We start from the raw sequence: 16555 nt of genomic DNA, 5'->3' as shown, positions 1-16555 counted from the left end.
CTTTCCAGTTTATTGGCCTATGCCCGGAGAGTCCGGGAAACGGTCATTAAATTCTGCATGAGCCGGCTTATTCCTGAACATTTTAAGCAGCACAGTGACTGTAATGATTCCCAGTACAATGTACAGCGCTAAAAACATCAAGAAGGTCACACCCACATTATCTGCCTGTGTAGCCCCTTCCGCCACCTTCATATAGCCTCTCAAAATCCAGGGCTGCCTGCCGACTTCTGCATAAATCCAGCCGAATTCAATTGCCAGCATGGAAAGCGGCCCTGAGCAGACAATCAGGAACAGCAGCCATTTTTTCATGGGATTCGCCTTTTTCTTATATGACAGAAAGACAAACAGTGCTGAAATGCCTAAGGCAAAAAAACCGATTGAAACCATTGAGTCAAACAGATAGTGAATCCATAGCGGTGGACGCTCATCTTCCGGAAACTCATTCAGGCCGATCACTTCTGTATCAAAAGAACTTCCTGCAAGGAAGCTGAGCGCATTTGGAATGCGAATTTCATTCCTGATTTCATTGTTTTCATTAATTGTTCCAAAGACAACCAAATCAGCCCCTTTTTCAGTTTCGAAATGCCATTCAGCTGCAGCCAATTTTTCCGGCTGCTCTTTTGCAAGGAATTTCGCTGAAATATCTCCTGCAAGTGCTGTAGCCAGGGAGAAAAGTAAACCGCATACCATTGTGAGCTTCAGTGCTTTACGGTGATACTCAGTACCCCTTCCCCTTAGGATGGCAAAGGCAGCGAGGCTGGCCAAAATGAAAGCAGCTGTCATATATGATGATGTAAGTACATGCAGCACCTTCGACGGGGTTGCCGGATTGAACATGGCGGCAAGCGGTTCGATTTCCGTTATGGTCCTGCCTTCAAGCTTGAATCCCTGCGGAGTGTTCATAAATGCATTAACCGTTGTAATGAAGAACGCAGAAGCAGAAGAGCCGATTATGACAGGTATAGAAAGCAGCCAATGATGGAGCGGCTTTTTGAACCGGTCCCAAGTATAAAGGTAGATGCCCAGGAAAATGGCTTCAAAAAAGAAAGCAAAAGTTTCCATGAAGAGCGGCAGGCTGATTACATGGCCTGCAATCTGCATAAAGCTCGGCCATAAAAGAGAAAGCTGAAGGCCGATGCATGTCCCGGTTACAACACCTACCGCCACTGTAATGGTGAAGCCTCTTGCCCATCTGCGCGCCAGAAGGATATAATGATCATCTTTTTTCCTGATCCCGATAAATTCAGCTGCGGATATCAGCACAGGCACACCAACCCCAATGGTGGCAAAAATAATATGAAAAGCAAGTGTTAAAGAAGTGAGCATCCTGCTCAATGTGACACTATCCAATTCCATCTTCCTACCTCCAGACTATCTTAGTTTCTTTGTCACTGCATGGGCTCCTTAAGAGCGGTGTCATATGTATGTCCATAAACCAGAGCTGCTTCAGACTGTCTTTTACCCTAATTCATATGGATGCAATCTCTATCAGATGCAAAGAAATTCCGGAAGTATACAATTCCGCTGAAAGCCCAAAAGAAAAGGCCGGAATGCTTCCATTCCGGCCCGCTTCAACCTATGAATCCTTTTTTGGTCTAAATTTCTTAAATATCAAATAGCCAGTTGCTCCTATGGTCCCAAGCAGTACAAGCACAGGTAGGTTCCCGGCTAAGAACACAAACAATCCAGAGAATGCAGAAAGCAGGAAGCTAAGACTTTCTGTAAACTGTTCTTTCGTTCTTTCCCAGGTATTCAAATCGGTTTTATCGATTGAAGGCGCCCGATCCTCATAGAGACTGACCGTTACAGTCGAAAAATCAGTCTGGTTCTTCAAATAGTTGATTCTTCCGGCCAGCTGTTCGATTTCCTCCTGAATCCCGGCAAGGTCCTGTGATATTTTTAGCAGATCTTCCGTTTCTTCAGCTTTTTCCATAAAAGAGATCAGCCGCTCTTCAACCACTCTCTTGGACCGCAGGCGGGATTCCAGATCCACATATTCTTCCGTCACGTCCTGGCCGCTTACATGTCTGTTATCGACTTTTGAGGCAGTACCTTCTGCGTCATTCAAAAATTGATTAAAGTTTTTCTGGGGAATTCTGATCACCAGTGAACCGCTGAGCTGCAGGCCCTCATCCCGGTAACTGCTGGATTCCACAATAAACCCGCCGTACTGGGCCGCCTTTGACTCCAGTGCGGCTTGGGCTTTCATGAAGTCCTTTACCTTAAGATCCAATTCCGCGTTGTAAATAACCATCCTTTCGCCCGCCGCACTCTGATCTGTCCCCTCTGCTTCCTTCCCGCCGCTGCTGATCCCCGACTCGGAATCCTGTTCAGCTGAATCAGCGGCAGACTCTGCTTTTTCCGAACTCTCAGACTGGCCAGCTGAATCGGAAGATTCTTTACTTTTTTCTCCGCTGCTGCACCCGAAGAGAATCAATGAGCTCAAAAATATGAATAGTCCCGTTTTCCACTTCATAATATCCCCCCCTGAATTAAACTCTTTTGTTAACAGACGAAAAGATTACGAAAAAGTTACAAAAATGTAAATTTTATTGCAAAAAAGAAAGAAGCCCCCTCAACGGAGACTTCTTTCAATATTTGGTGCTTAAGCACGTGTTATAAAAGTGGCTGCAAAAGAACGCAGCGTTCTTAGCATGCGATCCTTTTCTCCGCTTTTCTATATCGCATCAAGCATTGTAAATTGTGCTTTTACTAGCTGGAAGTATTGGCCTTTTTTGTCCATGAGTTCTTCGTGGCTTCCTTCTTCAAGGATGGTGCCATGGTCGAGTACGAAGATTTTGTCGGCGTCGCGTATGGTTGACAATCTGTGGGCAATGATGATGGCGGTCCTTCCTTTCAGTAGTGTTTTAAGGGCTTCCTGGATTCTCATTTCGGTCTCTGTATCGATGCTGGCAGTTGCTTCATCGAGAATCAGGATGCGTGGATCGGCGAGAAGCGCCCTGGCAAAAGATAGAAGCTGCCTTTCCCCGACAGAAAGGATATTGCCCCTTTCCTCTACCTCTGTATCATACCCTTTAGGGAGATTGCGGATGAAATCAGCTGCACCTACCGCTTCGGCAGCCCGGATTACTTCTTCCTCGGAGGCATCAGGCCTTCCGAAGCGGATATTCTCTCCAATGGTACCGGAAAAGATGAAAGTATCCTGTAGCACTACGCTGATTCTGGCCCGCAGGCTCTTCAATGAAACATCTCTTAAATTGTGGCCGTCAATCAGGACAGATCCTTCAGTAGGATCATAGAAACGGCTGATGAGGTTCGCGATGGTCGTTTTTCCTGAACCAGTATGGCCGACCAAGGCAGCAGTCTGGCCTGCTTTTATTTCCAGATTGATCTTATTTAAAGCGGTCCGCTTGGAGTCATAAGAGAACTCTGCATCCTTAAATTGAATCTGCCCCTTCATATCCTCCATCACAATCGCATTTTCAGATTCTGACACGATCGGTTTTTCGTCAAGGAATTCGAAGATACGCTCTGAAGAGGCCATTCCCATAAGAAGCTGGTTATAGACCATCCCAAGCCTCGAGATCGGCTCCCAGAACATACCAAGGTAAAAGGCGAAGGATACGAACACGCCGATGGTGATGCTCCCATTCTGGATCAAGTGGGCTCCATACCAGATTAGTGCTGCTGTACCAAAGGCATTGGTCAATTCTACAAGCGGCCTGAACATGGCATTTTTTTGTGAAGCCTGCCTCCAGCTTTCGAAATTTTCGTTGTTCACACCATCAAAGAACATCATATTTTCTTTTTCCTGTGTGAACGCCTGGGTAACCCGTATTCCCTGAAGGCTCTCATTCAAATGTGAGTTGAGCTTAGACTGCTTCAGCCTCACCGTCTGCCAGGACCTCCTGATATTCCTGCGCAGGCTCGTAGAGATAAAAAACATGATCGGCAGAATGACCATGATGGCCAGTGTCAGCTGCGGACTTAACGAGAACAGGATGACAAATATGCCGCAAAGCAATATAAGATCCATCAGCAGGTTAATGACACCGTTTGTAAACAGCTCCTGAAGGGAGTTGATATCATTCATGATCCTCACCAGGATCGACCCTGCAGACCTCTGATCAAAGAAGCGGTGCGACAGTGTCTGGACATGGGTGAATAAATGCTTCCTTAAATCATAGATGACATTCTGGCCAAGGGCATTCATCCATTTGATCCTGAAAATATTGGCTATATAAGAGCTGGTATACAAGGCAGCAATTATAATGACGAGGGTTGTGAGCAGCCCTGTGTCTTTATCCTTCAGTGCCTTATCCAATGTGTAAACCCCGATCAAGATTGGTATTATCAGTCTGACTGCTGTCGTGATCAAGACCATCAGGACCGATAAAGGGAGCAGTTTCTTCCGGTATGGCTTCATATAGCTGAAAAGCCGGAACATCTGCTTCCAGTTAAACGGTTTTTCAATAACATCTTCTGTTGAGTAATGGAATCTTTTCAATACTGTTTCTTTTGCTGTCTCCTTCAAGCTCACCCCTCCTTAGCTTATTTGAGATTGGAGAACCTTTTGATGGTCCTTGTATTGAATATCATAGATCCGCTGATATGGACCATTGTTTTTCAGCAGGTCTTCATGGCGGCCCCTTTCCGCAATGCGGCCGTCTTTGAAAACAAGGATTTCATCAGCATGCTTCAAGGAAGAAATCCGGTGTGCGATAATGAAGGTCGTCCTTCCCTTCATGACTTCCGTCAGGGCCTGCTGGATATTGAATTCTGTAGTCATATCCACTGCAGAGGTGGCATCATCAAGGATAAGGATCCCGGGGTCTGTGCATATTGCCCTTGCTATGGCTATCCTCTGCTTCTGGCCGCCGGACAGCCCCATCCCCCTTTCACCAAGCATAGTGTCATAACCATCAGGCAGCTCCATGATGAATTCATGTGCCTGTGCCCGTTTTGCAGCATCTACGATAACTTCCATGGAAGCTTCAGGTCTTCCGTACGATATATTTGCTTTAATGCTTGATGAAAACAGGAAGGATTCCTGAAGGACAAAGCCAATGCCGCTTCTCAGGGATTCGAGTGAATAGTCCCTGACATTCCTGCCATCAATCAGCACTTCCCCGGATGATGCTTCATAGAAGCGTGTCATCAGCTGGGTTACGCTTGTTTTGCCCGATCCGGTTGCACCGATGAGTCCGATTGTCTTGCCAATATGCGCTTTGAATGAAACCTCATGCAGCGCCTCTTTATCTTCTTCTGTATATTGCAGGGAAACGGATTTGAAATCTACCTCTCCATGGATCCTATCAGGTTTGGCAGCATTGGCAGCCTCTTTGATTTCATTTTCTGCTTCCAGGATCTCCAGCAGCCTCTCGCCCGAAGCCTTAGCCTGCGAAAATAGATTGATGACAAACCCGAGGTTCATAATCGGCCACATTATGTACCATACAAGGCTGTAGAATGCTACCAGCTCCCCTGGCTGGAGTGATCCGTCTATCACCAGATATCCTCCGTAAGAAAGCAGGAGAACGACGCTTAGATTTCCGAGGAACTCCATAAGCGGAAAATATTTTGCCCAGATATCTGAGGTAAATAAATAATTGTCTCTATAGTTCTCATTGGACCGGTTGAACTTCCTTATTTCAAAATCTTCCCTTGAAAGGGATTTCACCGTATTGATGCCGCTGATATTTTCCTGCACCTTTGTATTCAGCTTTCCGAACGACTTCCGGATGTCCCTGAAGGCAGGGTGGACTGCTTTATCGAACTTAAAGGTGACTACAGCGAGAAACGGCAGGGTTGCCAGCGTTACTAAGGTAAGCGGCACTGAGTAATGAAACATAACAGAAAAACTGATGCCGATAAGCAGGATGAACCGGATCAGCTCCGAAAATCCAAAGGACAGGAAAAACCTGAATCCCTCGACATCAGCTGTCAGCCTTGACATGATATCCCCTGTTTTCGCATTATCGTAATACTTGAATGGCAGGAACTGCAATTTTTCATAAAGGGAGTTTCTCAGTTTATATACAGATGTAATACCGAATAAATCTCCGGTATATTGATGAATATAAGTTGCAACCCCTTTGATGAACATGATGCCGATGAAGCCTAACGCCAAATAGGGAATCCATTCATACTTGCCTCCCAGCACAACCTCATCGATTGTCACCTGGAGAATCATCGGATAGACCACGGTGATGCCTGTTACTGCCAGCAGGAATACCATCGACCAGATAAAATATTTCTTATAGGGCCAGTAATATTCTTTGAGTTTCTTAAATATTTCCAATTCCATTTCCCCCTCTCTTGTTGTTTAGAATTGAAAAATAAAAGACCGTAATATTAAATATAACGGTTATCGAAATAATTATCCATAGTTTTTAGTTTGAATTTTCCAGTTTTTTAGATTATTTAAAATCCAGTCTTACATGCTGATGTGGAAGGGGATTGGCTGTTCAGCCCGGATTATATTTGTTAGAATGAAAAAATGCTTACACATGAAAGGATTGATTTTTTGAACTTTAAAGAAGCTGAAGAGTATTTTGGGAATATTGATTGGGGGGCTATTGCTTTCTCGGCAGGCGCCGTCATTTTAAAGCTGGCAGCCATCCTTATTGTTTTTTTGATTGTGCGTGCTGCAGGGGGCAGGCTCATTTCAAAGAGCTTTGACACTTTTGAACAGCGGGAAAATATTTCTTCGGCACGGGCACAGACGCTCAAAAGCCTGACAAGCAATGTTTTTTCTTATGTACTGATTTTTATTATTACGGTCACCGTCCTTCAGATATTTGGGATCCAGGCAACCGCCATCCTGGCAGGTGCGGGTGTTGTCGGCCTGGCTATCGGGTTCGGCGCACAGGGCCTTGTGAGCGATGTGGTTACAGGCTTCTTCCTGCTTCTTGAAAAACAGATAGATGTCGGGGATTATGTGACAGCAGCCAGCTTTTCCGGCATTGTCGAGCAAGTGGGCCTGCGCACAACACAAATCAGGGGCTTTGACGGAACACTGCATTTTGTACCCAACAGGGAGATTACGAGCTTGAGCAATCATTCCCGCGGAAACATGAGAGCACTTGTCGATATCGGCATTTCCTATGATGATGATATTGATAAAGCAATCATGGTGCTCCAGGAGGCATGCGATAAAGTGAAGGCGGGGAATGAGGCCATCATGGACGGACCGAATGTCATTGGCATACAGTCCCTTGGCTCATCGGACGTGGTTCTCCGCATTATAGCAAAAACGCAGAATATGGAGCAGTGGGGCGTTGAACGGGAATTGCGTAAAGCGCTGAAAGAAGCGCTCGACGCCAACGGCATTGAAATCCCGTATCCGCATCAGGTTTATATTGAAAAAAACAGCAATGATTGAAATAGGCCGGGTAGATGTTCATCGGGCTGCTTAAGTTTATAGAATAAAAGGATGATCCTCATCAGGATCATCCTTTTATCTTTCTTTCAGCTTCATTGATTACCTTTATATTCCATATAGGCAGTCATATAAGAGATTGCTTTTTCAATTGCCTCTTCCTTTGGCTGAAGGCGGGAATGATGCAGACCGAATTCCGAATCTGTACCCAGCCAGAACATAAAGCCCGGAATCTCGCTCAGCATATAGCCAAAATCTTCGCCTGTCATTGCTTCCCTGCATTCAATCACTTCTGCATCTGTCCCGGTTCGCAAAAAGTCCATGAACTCTCTCGTGAGCACCTCGTCATTGTAGACCTGGTGATACATGGCTCCATAATCTATCCCGGCTTCGCATTCGAAACCGGCTTCGGTGCCTTTGACCAGAGCCTCAATCCTTTTCTTCACCCTTGCCATTGATTCCACGGAAAGGGTCCTGATTGTCCCCTCAAGCCTCGCTTTCTCGGCAATGATATTCTGGACCGTCCCTCCGGTGATTTTTCCAATCGTAATGACCGCGCTGTCAAGCGGATCAACATTTCTTGCTATGACCGTTTGAAGCTGTGAGACGAGTGAGCATGCAGCAACAATCATATCATTTGTTTGATGAGGATATGCCGCATGCCCTCCTTTCCCCTTTAAATCTATAAATAGCTCTGAAGTATTGGCAAAGAGGAGCCCTTCTTTCACGGCAACCGTCCCTGCCGGGTATTCTGGAGCGATATGGAGTGCCGTAATCATATCAGGGCGCCATTCTTTCATAATATCTGATTTCAGCATCGGCTCCGCACCGCCGGGTCCCTCCTCTGCAGGCTGGAAGATAAACAAAAGATCATCTTTTATACGTTTTTCCGTAAAATGGGCAATGAGGCCAAGGGCAATGCTCATGTGGAAATCATGTCCGCAGGCATGCATATTGCCCTCATGCTTGGATGAGAATTCGAAGTCTGTTTCCTCGGTGATCGGAAGGCCGTCGATATCTGCTCTATAGCCTATCAGTTTGCCCGGCATTGTCCCGTTCAGCTTCACAAAAATGCCTGTTTTCCACGTTCTGATCTCCATATTGGTCTGGTCAAGTGTTCCCAGGTAATCAAGCAGATATTGCTGTGTTTTGTACTCTTGGTATCCCAGCTCCGGAATCTGGTGCAGATCCCTTCTAATCTGAATGAACTGATTCATGTGATCTCTCTCCTTTAAAGGTGAAAATCCAGCATAATAAAGGTACAAAAAAGGACCGGCCTCCCTTTTGGAAGGCACGGTCCCCTATCCTGCCTTTACAGCTGGCGAAGCTCCTGCTTGATTTCAGTCTTTGATTTTGTCTTTTCATCAATCTCTTTGATGACGCGTGCCGGAGTTCCAGCCACTACTGTGTAAGGAGGAACATCATCAATCACAATGGCTCCTGCTGCCACAACAGCACCCTTGCCTACTGTAACGCCCTCAAGAACGACGGCATTTGCTCCGATGACTACATCATCCTCTACGATAACCGGCTTGGCTGAAGGCGGCTCGATGACGCCTGCAAGGACTGATCCTGCTCCTATGTGGCAGTTCTTCCCTACAGTAGCTCGTCCTCCAAGGACTACATTCATATCAATCATCGTGCCTTCGCCTACAACAGCTCCGATATTTATGGAAGCACCCATCATGATAACGGCGTTGTCTCCGATTTCAACCTGATCCCTGATGATTGCACCCGGCTCGATCCTTGCCTTGATGTTTTTCATATCAAGCAATGGGATCGCTGAGTTGCGGCGGTCGTTTTCCACCACATAGTCTTCGATCCGGGAAGCATTGGCTTCAAGAGTCTTGCTGATTTCAGCCCACTCTCCAAAAACTACTGCGGTATTGCCAGTTAAAAAGGTTTTCGCGGACGGACCGAAATCCAGTCCTTCCAGATCGCCTTTGACATATAGTTTTACAGGTGTAGATTTTGTGCTATTTTGAATAAATGAAATAATTTCATTTGCGTCCATCATTTTCATGTGGCAGGCCTCCTATGTATGTAACTAGCATTACTTTAACAAACAAAAGCACTGAAAACAAGAAAAAAACCTAATTTCCTTCCTCTTCTACATGCTCCCTTATGAGCTCCGCAAATGCCTTGACCTGCTTCAGCTGGAAGGCAGACTCATAGCCCAGAAGCCAAGTATCCCGTTTGATAGGCTCATTGTCCTCGTCCAATAGCGGAATCTTAAATATATCCTTTTCTGCGCCATTAAGCGTTATCGCCGGGAGTATGGCATAGCCGATGCCATTAAAGGCCATTTGTTTGCATGTTTCAATCTGGTCCACAACAACCGTCCGTTTAGGAGGCGTCTTAAACTGCCGCATCCACCAATCCTGGATTTCCTGATAATAATTGGAATCACTTTTAAATTGAATGAATGGACGGTCTGTCTCGAGGACCTGCTCCGGCCGGGTAATTTCTTTATCAACCAGGTAGAGGCTGTCTTTGAAAAGATGGATTTTGACTCCCTTCCAGTCCGGTGTACCGCGGATGATCCCGATATGGACCTGATCCTCATACAGCGATTTGGAAATTTCACTGCTCCAGCCGGTCATAAGGGAGATCTTTGCCTGCGGATATCGGCTGATATATTTTTTCAGCACCTGTGGAAGCCAGTTCTGCCCGACGATTGAAGCGACAGCAAGCTTTAATGTTCCATGCACTTCGGAGTTGAGAGCACCGATGGATTCCTTGACCTTCTCTTCCCTTGCAATAACCTCATTGGCAAACTGGATCACCAATTCACCGGCAGGTGTCAGGGTAAGTCCCTTCTGAGAACGCACAAACAATTTGGTCTCCCATTCCTTCTCAATCGACTGCAGCCTTTGCGACAGGGCAGGCTGAGAGACAAACAGCCGTTCCGCCGCCTTTCTCATATTCATTTCCTGGGCCAGGACAGATAATAGATGAAATTCTGAGAGTGCCGACATTGTAGATTCTCCTTATCCGCTTTATAACTTTTCTTATATTATATCTTATTTTTTTCGATTTTCATTATGGACAAGACTTGAATACAGTTAAAGCGAAAGAAGGATAAGATGAAATACTTTGTCTTAATCGTGATTGTTTTTTTGTCTGCTTTCATGGAAACACTTCCGGGCAGCGGCAGACTCATTGGAATGCCCTCCAGGCTTCTGCTGCATATGACGAAAAAACAGCCCCCGCAGGAGCTGCTAAAATTATTTCCTGTTCAATCTGCGCACATGCTTGTTCAGCCGGTCAAGGAGTGCTCTCCTTGTTAATATCCCCTCAAAGAAGCCGTCATCATTTTCGACGCAGACAAAGGGATGATCAACCAAAAGCTCTATTGCCAGCTTCATATTCGAATCTGCTTTTAGGCGGGGGATGTTTTGATTCATGCATGCCTCCACGCGTTTTTCCTCCAATTTTTCAAACTCGATCCTTTCGATCCCGAGGATGGAATCCATGATGGAAGGAGTGCCTATGAGGCCATGGAGTTTATAGCTTGGATCCAGTACAGGGATGGCTGTATAGCCGCTTTTTGTCAGCACCAGCACCGCATGCTCCAGGGTATTGCCAATCTGTACATGGGCTACCCTTTCAGAGGGGATCATAAGGTCCCTGATGCTTATTTCCAGGTACTCACTACTGTGAAGACTTATCATAGCCGAAACTCCTCAAATGAAAGTGTTTACTTTTTCATTTTATCATATTTTTTCGGCGCTGGCCTTCTTACCCTTTGCTGGTAGGAATATCTTTTTTGGTAAAACGGCATTTGGGGCATTTATAAATAACATTCTGGTTGGACTGTGCTGTCAATACTCGTTCCATGCTATCTTCATCATGGCATTTTGGGCATTCAACTGTCGGAAACATGGCTTCACCCCTTTTTTATCTATTAGGATAGGCTGATTTTCGCAGTTTATTCTGATTGCATAGGCAGGGATAGCCATGGAAAACGCAAAAAAGGAACCTAGAAGGTTCCTTTAAAGGGCTTGCGTTATTGGATGAGATCAAAGATTTCGATTGTAATCATATCCATATTGTCAAACTGGTATCTTTTCGGCTTTTCTTTGTCATTATATACTTCCAGCTCGTATGTTTCTGTTTTTGGATGAAAAGTAACCTGGCATTTTCTTTCACCATTCACCTCAAAGAAACGCTGGGCGGGTTCCCCGCTGCTTGACTGTTCCTGTAAATTCTTTAAACGAGTTAATATACCTTGAAGCTGTGACATGCTCCCTCTCCTTTCGAACAAAACCAAATCAAATATATGCCGCCATTATATATGAAGGATATTGGAAATACAATTCCAATCGGCAGCATCGGCGGAGCTGCTCCATCCTTAAGCCGGCGAACCTGCAAACGGGAAAGCTCCGTTCCTTTCCTTCATACAAACCTTCATCTTGCTCTTAGGTTTCACTTTCAGCATGTTTCTATCCCAAAGAATTAAAATCTGAATATTCGAATCGTAATTCTTTACATGCCAATATTAACAGCATAAAATAATGACATGCTTTGTACAAGCAAAAGCTTCGGAAAAGGACGTGATTTTTTGCAAAAGCCGGCAAAGTTAGCCGAAAAACTTTTTTTAATCGATGATTACGACCTTAATATGGAAGAGCGGACAGGAACTTACATATTGGCTGAAGACAGCCTTGCCATCATTGAAACCTCCGCAAGCCCTTCAGTCGCGAGAATCATCGCCGGGCTCGAAGCGTTAAACCTCTCTGCCGAAGACGTGAAATATATCATCCTCACCCACATTCACCTTGATCATGCCGGGGGCGCTGGACTAATGCTTCGTTCATGCCCGCAAGCAAAAGTAATCGTACATCCAAAGGGCGAAAAACATCTGGCAGAACCCTCCCGTCTGATTGCAGGAGCAAAAGCCGTATACGGCGATCAATTTGAAGCACTGTTTGACCCGATAATCCCCATACCTCAAGACAGGCTGGAAGCAATGGAGGATGGAAGCGAGCTGAGGCTGAGCGATACATGTACACTGGCCTTTTATGATACACCAGGCCATGCAAACCACCACTTCAGCGTCTATTACCCCCCTGAGAACGGGATGTTCACGGGCGACACGGCTGGCATCTTTTATCCCCAGCTTTATAGGGAGGGTGTTGAATTTTATTTGCCTTCCACTTCGCCAAATCAATTCAGTCCTGAAAAGATGCTGTCTTCCATCTCTTTATATGAATCAAAACAACTGGACTGCCTTTTCTTCGGGCACTTTGGCATATCGCGAAATCCTGCCGAAGCATATTTTCAGGTCAGAAGCTGGCTTGAAATCTTCATGGAAGAAGCAGAGGCAGCCTTTAAGGGCGCTTCATCACATAATGAAGCACCAGGCCTCATAGCCTCGCGCCTCAAGAAGAGGGTAACTGCCCATTTAAGCCAAAAGGGCATTGCGGAGGACCATCCAATATACAGCCTGCTGTCACTGGATTTAGAAGTGTCAGCGATGGGGCTTGCGGATTATTTGGCAAAAAGGGACAAAAAAACGAAAAATCCGGGGTAAGGGCATAATAGCCTAGCATAAAAAATATGGTATATTGAATGTGCAAAAAAACTTAAGGAGCAGATTCAATTGAAGCAAATCATCCTATATTCTCAGCCAGACTGCCCTCCTTGCGAGATTTCCAAGCGCTTCCTCCAGGAATACGGTTTTGCATATGAAGTGAAAGATATCAGCAAGGATAAGAAAGCCAGGGACGAATTAACAAAGAAATATAACTCCTATTCCACTCCGACCTTTGTCATCGAGCAAACGGTCATAACGGGTTTTGATCTGGAAAAGCTGAAGGCAGAGCTGAATATTGAATAAAGAAAGGGCAGGCTGTTCGCCTGCCCTTTTTATGCCTCCATCAACAAGCGGCTTATACTGCTGTCACCAGAAAATATTCGCTGTATCAGTGTTTGGCTGCCGGCCATCGGCTTAAGGTTCTCTGATTCCCTTGAGAATATTTCTCCGCCTTGTGACCCTTTATAAACTAAATCAGATGTGGCCCTTGCAACTGCATTTTGTGGTACTTCATCATAGAGCCATTCTGCCACTTTCCAGCCAGATGATGTCTTTTCAAGGCGAAGGCCTTCATAATGCCCTGAATAAGTGACAGGTCCTTCCACCATGCCTGGAAAATATTCGAAGACATGGATTTTTTCTTTATCAATAATCACCTTCGTTTCCTCTGAAAATTCAAAGAAGGGAATATAATACAACCCAAAGTCAGTTCCGTAAATAATATGCCCGTCCCCTTCCTCTGACAGGTTTTCCTGCAGAAAGAGGCTTGCATAGCTGTCTGTAAAATAAGGGTCAAGAACTGCTTCTATTTCTTCCAGTGATCTTGGCTCTTTACTGAGGGACGTCTGTGCTTCAAAAGCATTTTCCAGGAACTGCAGCACCTCTTCCCTGTTTTCGAGTACATTGCCTTCAGCAGCTTCGGCACTTGCCATCGGCAGCATAAATGCCAGGATGGCGGCAGCCGGCAGGATAATCAGCTCTTTTATATTCATGCATTTCTTCCTCCTCATTTATTGTCATCAACCGACCTATGATCAGCAGCAATAATCTTTACTGTTTGTTCTTTTTCTTAATAAAGAAATTACCCGCTATTGAGAAGGAATAACAGTTTTTTTAAAATTCCGCCTGTGCATTTATTGGAAATAAAAAAGAGACAGCCTTAAACGGCAGTCCCTCACTTTAAATTCAGCTACCAGCTGACTGTGGTTGTATAGTAGGCAATAAAGATGACTAAAAGAATGAAGCATATGGCATATGTCAGGATGACCGGATTGCGGATGTACGGATGATCCTGCACCTGCCGGGAAATGCTTGAATCCAGATCTCCCTTTACCGCCCTCTGGTTTCGGGCGATGGACATCGTATATAAAAAGCCGGTTAGCAAAATGCCGGCAGCGATGATCAGAAGGATGGTCATAAATACGCTCATTTTAAGTCCCCCCGGGAAAGTAGTATTCCTAATGTGCCACTTACCGTCCGGGACTATGCAGGAAAAATCTTATAGCAGGCCTTCCTGGTCGTACAAAAATGAATAAGCAATATCTATGAACAGGTAATCCTTGGAATGCAGAGGGAAAGAAAACGTCCTGATGGTTTCGCCTGTTTCAATATCGCTGTAAAGATCAGAAAGGATGCCTTTTTGGTCATTTCTCATCCTCACTATATTTTCAAGGAAGTATGGGCGCCAGCTCCAGTTCTTCTTATAATATTGCCGCTGGATGATCCAGTCCTCCCGATCCTTGAAAATATTCGGGGACTGCTGGAAGCCTTCCACATCACACACATACATCCTGAAAGCAACTCCATCCATTTCCCCTGAAAACGCCAGGAGGAGTTCTTCATAATCCTGGATTTTCTTGTACTTGTACAATAGCTCCTGAATTTTAACCTGAAATCCGGCAGCAGCTGCATGAATCTTTTCCAGCTTCTTTGTTTCATGCAGGATGAAACGGTGGAATTCCGTTTTCAGCTTTTCCTTCAGGTGATCCTTTTCAATTGTGGCAGACTGGGGTTTGGCCAGATAAAAGCCCTGGTAATATCTCCCTCCATTTTTCCAGGCGAATTGCAGCTGATAGACCATTTCAATATTTTCAAACAGGAGAGTCGCTCCGATCCTTCTTGCCAGGAGGGAAAGTGAATACAAAATATCGCGATAGGCAGCAGCAGAAGCATTCGACCTGAGGCCTTTGAGGTCCGCTTTGATGATATCAGGAGAAAGCTGGCCGATCCTGTCAAGCCGGCTGCTGTCATTCCCCATATTGTCAACGGCTATCTTGATGCCATATGTCCTGTAATAATTGAGGAGGTGATCGAGATGTTCCAGATCTCCCTTATAATTTCTTTCGGTAATCTCAAGTACAATCCTCCCGGGGCTGATGCCTTTATCCTGATATTGCAGAAGGAGCTGCAGGAAGTGCTCTCCTGAATCGAGCATAAGCAGACTTGCGTCCCGGTTGATGAAAATGAGTTCTTCTCCTTCCCTGCTGGCAAAATGATCCAGTGCTTTCATCAATATCGTATTGTCCACCTCAAGCCTGTATTCTTCTGGGATGCTGTCATCCAGAAAAAACGGGCCAAGGCTCTCGGCCGAGCCGCCGGCTGCAAATCTTCCCAATACCTCATAACCGATAACCTTATGTTCGTCAGCACTGAATATGGCCTGGAAATGCGGTATAACGCGGTCAAGTTCTGTTAATATATCCAATGCATCCATCGCTTTTCCCCGCCTTTCATTTTATTGGAGCCTGACAAAAAGGATGGGAAATCCATCTAAGCAGGCTATGAACCAACCAGAAAATCAGCCGGAATAACTTTAGCCGGCTAAGATAAAAATAAAACTTGAGCTGTTTCTTGATCTGGCATGGCCCGTTTACGGAGGCCGGATAGAAGGAAGGGCCTGCCTTGAAAAATATGTATATGATCATCTTACTGCTTCCGCTGCTGGGCTGCAGCAGCCGCTTCGATGAACAGGAGCGGGCAATGAAGAGCCATGCTGCGGATGGGATACATGAAATCCGGACAGCAGGCAAGGAGACTGCCGGAAAGCCCGGATCTGCCGCCAGCAGGGAGAAGATTGTATTGGATGTTCCGCTGATAAAGCAGAATCCTGAGTTGAAATATGGCTGTGAAGTAACAAGCCTTGCCATGATGCTGCACTACGCAGGTGTCAAGGCCGATAAGATGGAGCTTTATCACAAAATAAAAAAAGATCCTGACCCAATTATAAAATCAAACAGGGATATTGTTCAATGGGGAAATCCCGCCCACGGGTTTGTCGGGGACATGACCGGAAAGAAAGCGGGCTATGCAGCCTTTGATAAACCGATTTATGAACTGGCGGGTCATTATCTTCCGGGCAGGGCACTGAATTTGACTGGGGTATCCTTTGAAGACATCCTGGCCCATTTAGGGCAAGGCTATCCAGTAGTAGTCTGGACAACGGGCGATTACAGGCTGCCTGACCGATGGGAATCATGGACACATGATGGAGAAGTGATCAAGACGCCTCTTGATTTGCATGCGGTGACCCTCGTTGGATATGACCGCCAATCGGTTTATATCAACGACCCGCTTTCAGGAAAAAAACAGGTGCGCATCGCAAAAGAAAGATTCAAATCCTCGTGGCATGCATTGAAATCGAGGGCCGTCAGCTATAAATAATAAACAACAGCGGC

The 16555-nt window shown here is 45.5% G+C and carries 16 protein-coding genes; 4 read left to right on the top strand and 12 right to left on the bottom strand.

Going from position 1 to position 16555, the window contains the following annotated elements:
- Nucleotides 1-9: 9 nt before the first annotated feature.
- From AC4E8B_RS08825 to AC4E8B_RS08810, 4 genes are all read right to left on the bottom strand, one after another.
- Nucleotides 10-1356 carry a cytochrome ubiquinol oxidase subunit I gene (locus tag AC4E8B_RS08825; protein ID WP_490218277.1) on the bottom strand — a complete coding sequence of 449 codons (1347 nt, stop codon included), beginning with the start codon at nucleotides 1354-1356 and terminating at the stop codon, nucleotides 10-12.
- A gap of 220 nt (nucleotides 1357-1576) precedes the next feature.
- Nucleotides 1577-2476 carry a DUF4349 domain-containing protein gene (locus AC4E8B_RS08820; RefSeq protein ID WP_490218275.1) on the bottom strand — a complete coding sequence of 300 codons (900 nt, stop codon included), beginning with the start codon at nucleotides 2474-2476 and terminating at the stop codon, nucleotides 1577-1579.
- Between the two features lie 201 nt (nucleotides 2477-2677).
- Nucleotides 2678-4495, bottom strand: a complete 1818-nt coding sequence (locus AC4E8B_RS08815) for an ABC transporter ATP-binding protein (protein WP_490218273.1) — start codon at nucleotides 4493-4495, stop codon at nucleotides 2678-2680.
- Nucleotides 4496-4507: 12 nt separating this feature from the next.
- Nucleotides 4508-6262: an ABC transporter ATP-binding protein gene (locus AC4E8B_RS08810; RefSeq protein ID WP_490218271.1), complete on the bottom strand. Its 1755-nt coding sequence runs from the start codon at nucleotides 6260-6262 to the stop codon at nucleotides 4508-4510.
- A gap of 198 nt (nucleotides 6263-6460) precedes the next feature.
- Between AC4E8B_RS08810 and AC4E8B_RS08805 the strand changes: the two genes are divergently transcribed.
- Nucleotides 6461-7345 (top strand): mechanosensitive ion channel family protein, encoded by an 885-nt coding sequence (locus AC4E8B_RS08805; RefSeq protein ID WP_490218269.1) that lies wholly within the window; start codon nucleotides 6461-6463, stop codon nucleotides 7343-7345.
- 92 nt (nucleotides 7346-7437) lie between these two features.
- On the opposite strand, the gene AC4E8B_RS08800 is transcribed toward AC4E8B_RS08805, so the two are convergent.
- The 5 genes from AC4E8B_RS08800 to AC4E8B_RS08780 form a co-directional block, all read right to left on the bottom strand.
- Nucleotides 7438-8559 carry an N-acetyldiaminopimelate deacetylase gene (locus AC4E8B_RS08800; protein WP_490218267.1) on the bottom strand — a complete coding sequence of 374 codons (1122 nt, stop codon included), beginning with the start codon at nucleotides 8557-8559 and terminating at the stop codon, nucleotides 7438-7440.
- A gap of 95 nt (nucleotides 8560-8654) precedes the next feature.
- A complete protein-coding gene (gene dapD / locus AC4E8B_RS08795) occupies nucleotides 8655-9365 on the bottom strand; it encodes a 2,3,4,5-tetrahydropyridine-2,6-dicarboxylate N-acetyltransferase (protein ID WP_490218265.1) in 711 nt (236 codons plus the stop codon).
- Between the two features lie 70 nt (nucleotides 9366-9435).
- Complete coding sequence (ccpC, locus tag AC4E8B_RS08790) at nucleotides 9436-10320, bottom strand: transcriptional regulator CcpC (RefSeq protein WP_490218263.1); 885 nt, start codon at nucleotides 10318-10320, stop codon at nucleotides 9436-9438.
- Nucleotides 10321-10569: 249 nt separating this feature from the next.
- A complete protein-coding gene (cbpB, locus tag AC4E8B_RS08785; protein WP_490218261.1) occupies nucleotides 10570-11016 on the bottom strand; it encodes a cyclic-di-AMP-binding protein CbpB in 447 nt (148 codons plus the stop codon).
- A gap of 335 nt (nucleotides 11017-11351) precedes the next feature.
- Nucleotides 11352-11588 carry a YkuJ family protein gene (locus AC4E8B_RS08780; protein ID WP_490218259.1) on the bottom strand — a complete coding sequence of 79 codons (237 nt, stop codon included), beginning with the start codon at nucleotides 11586-11588 and terminating at the stop codon, nucleotides 11352-11354.
- A gap of 378 nt (nucleotides 11589-11966) precedes the next feature.
- On the opposite strand from AC4E8B_RS08780, the gene AC4E8B_RS08775 reads away from it, so the two are divergent.
- Together AC4E8B_RS08775 and AC4E8B_RS08770 are read left to right on the top strand one after the other, a co-directional pair.
- A complete protein-coding gene (locus tag AC4E8B_RS08775; protein ID WP_490218257.1) occupies nucleotides 11967-12878 on the top strand; it encodes an MBL fold metallo-hydrolase in 912 nt (303 codons plus the stop codon).
- Nucleotides 12879-12947: 69 nt separating this feature from the next.
- On the top strand, nucleotides 12948-13184 hold the full coding sequence (locus AC4E8B_RS08770; RefSeq protein WP_490218255.1) for a glutaredoxin family protein: 237 nt from the start codon (nucleotides 12948-12950) through the stop codon (nucleotides 13182-13184).
- A 29-nt stretch (nucleotides 13185-13213) separates the two neighbouring features.
- On the opposite strand, the gene AC4E8B_RS08765 is transcribed toward AC4E8B_RS08770, so the two are convergent.
- The 3 genes from AC4E8B_RS08765 to AC4E8B_RS08755 all read right to left on the bottom strand — a co-directional run bounded on the left by AC4E8B_RS08765 (nucleotide 13214) and on the right by AC4E8B_RS08755 (nucleotide 15594).
- Nucleotides 13214-13873, bottom strand: coding sequence for a DUF3993 domain-containing protein (locus AC4E8B_RS08765; protein ID WP_490218254.1), 660 nt, complete (start codon nucleotides 13871-13873; stop codon nucleotides 13214-13216).
- 197 nt (nucleotides 13874-14070) lie between these two features.
- Nucleotides 14071-14310 carry a hypothetical protein gene (locus AC4E8B_RS08760; protein ID WP_490218252.1) on the bottom strand — a complete coding sequence of 80 codons (240 nt, stop codon included), beginning with the start codon at nucleotides 14308-14310 and terminating at the stop codon, nucleotides 14071-14073.
- Nucleotides 14311-14379: 69 nt separating this feature from the next.
- Nucleotides 14380-15594, bottom strand: a complete 1215-nt coding sequence (locus AC4E8B_RS08755; protein WP_490218250.1) for an EAL domain-containing protein — start codon at nucleotides 15592-15594, stop codon at nucleotides 14380-14382.
- Nucleotides 15595-15797: 203 nt separating this feature from the next.
- Between AC4E8B_RS08755 and AC4E8B_RS08750 the strand changes: the two genes are divergently transcribed.
- Nucleotides 15798-16541, top strand: coding sequence for a C39 family peptidase (locus AC4E8B_RS08750; RefSeq protein ID WP_490218249.1), 744 nt, complete (start codon nucleotides 15798-15800; stop codon nucleotides 16539-16541).
- Nucleotides 16542-16555: the final 14 nt, after the last annotated feature.

The organism is Bacillus sp. SRL543 (genome assembly GCF_984799205.1).
Note: the sequence above shows the minus strand (reverse complement) of the source record. Positions and strands in the feature narration are given on the sequence as shown.

Bases quoted from the DNA above. Each gene is read 5' to 3' on its own strand.
- AC4E8B_RS08825 (WP_490218277.1), bottom strand. From the start codon at position 1,356: ATGGAATTGGATAGTGTCACATTGAGCAGGATGCTCACTTCTTTAACA.
- AC4E8B_RS08820 (WP_490218275.1), bottom strand. From the start codon at position 2,476: ATGAAGTGGAAAACGGGACTATTCATATTTTTGAGCTCATTGATTCTC.
- AC4E8B_RS08805 (WP_490218269.1), top strand. From the start codon at position 6,461: ATGCTTACACATGAAAGGATTGATTTTTTGAACTTTAAAGAAGCTGAA.
- AC4E8B_RS08800 (WP_490218267.1), bottom strand. From the start codon at position 8,559: ATGAATCAGTTCATTCAGATTAGAAGGGATCTGCACCAGATTCCGGAG.
- dapD (WP_490218265.1), bottom strand. From the start codon at position 9,365: ATGAAAATGATGGACGCAAATGAAATTATTTCATTTATTCAAAATAGC.
- ccpC (WP_490218263.1), bottom strand. From the start codon at position 10,320: ATGTCGGCACTCTCAGAATTTCATCTATTATCTGTCCTGGCCCAGGAA.
- cbpB (WP_490218261.1), bottom strand. From the start codon at position 11,016: ATGATAAGTCTTCACAGTAGTGAGTACCTGGAAATAAGCATCAGGGAC.
- AC4E8B_RS08780 (WP_490218259.1), bottom strand. From the start codon at position 11,588: ATGTCACAGCTTCAAGGTATATTAACTCGTTTAAAGAATTTACAGGAA.
- AC4E8B_RS08775 (WP_490218257.1), top strand. From the start codon at position 11,967: ATGGAAGAGCGGACAGGAACTTACATATTGGCTGAAGACAGCCTTGCC.
- AC4E8B_RS08765 (WP_490218254.1), bottom strand. From the start codon at position 13,873: ATGAATATAAAAGAGCTGATTATCCTGCCGGCTGCCGCCATCCTGGCA.
- AC4E8B_RS08760 (WP_490218252.1), bottom strand. From the start codon at position 14,310: ATGAGCGTATTTATGACCATCCTTCTGATCATCGCTGCCGGCATTTTG.
- AC4E8B_RS08755 (WP_490218250.1), bottom strand. From the start codon at position 15,594: ATGGATGCATTGGATATATTAACAGAACTTGACCGCGTTATACCGCAT.
- AC4E8B_RS08750 (WP_490218249.1), top strand. From the start codon at position 15,798: ATGATCATCTTACTGCTTCCGCTGCTGGGCTGCAGCAGCCGCTTCGAT.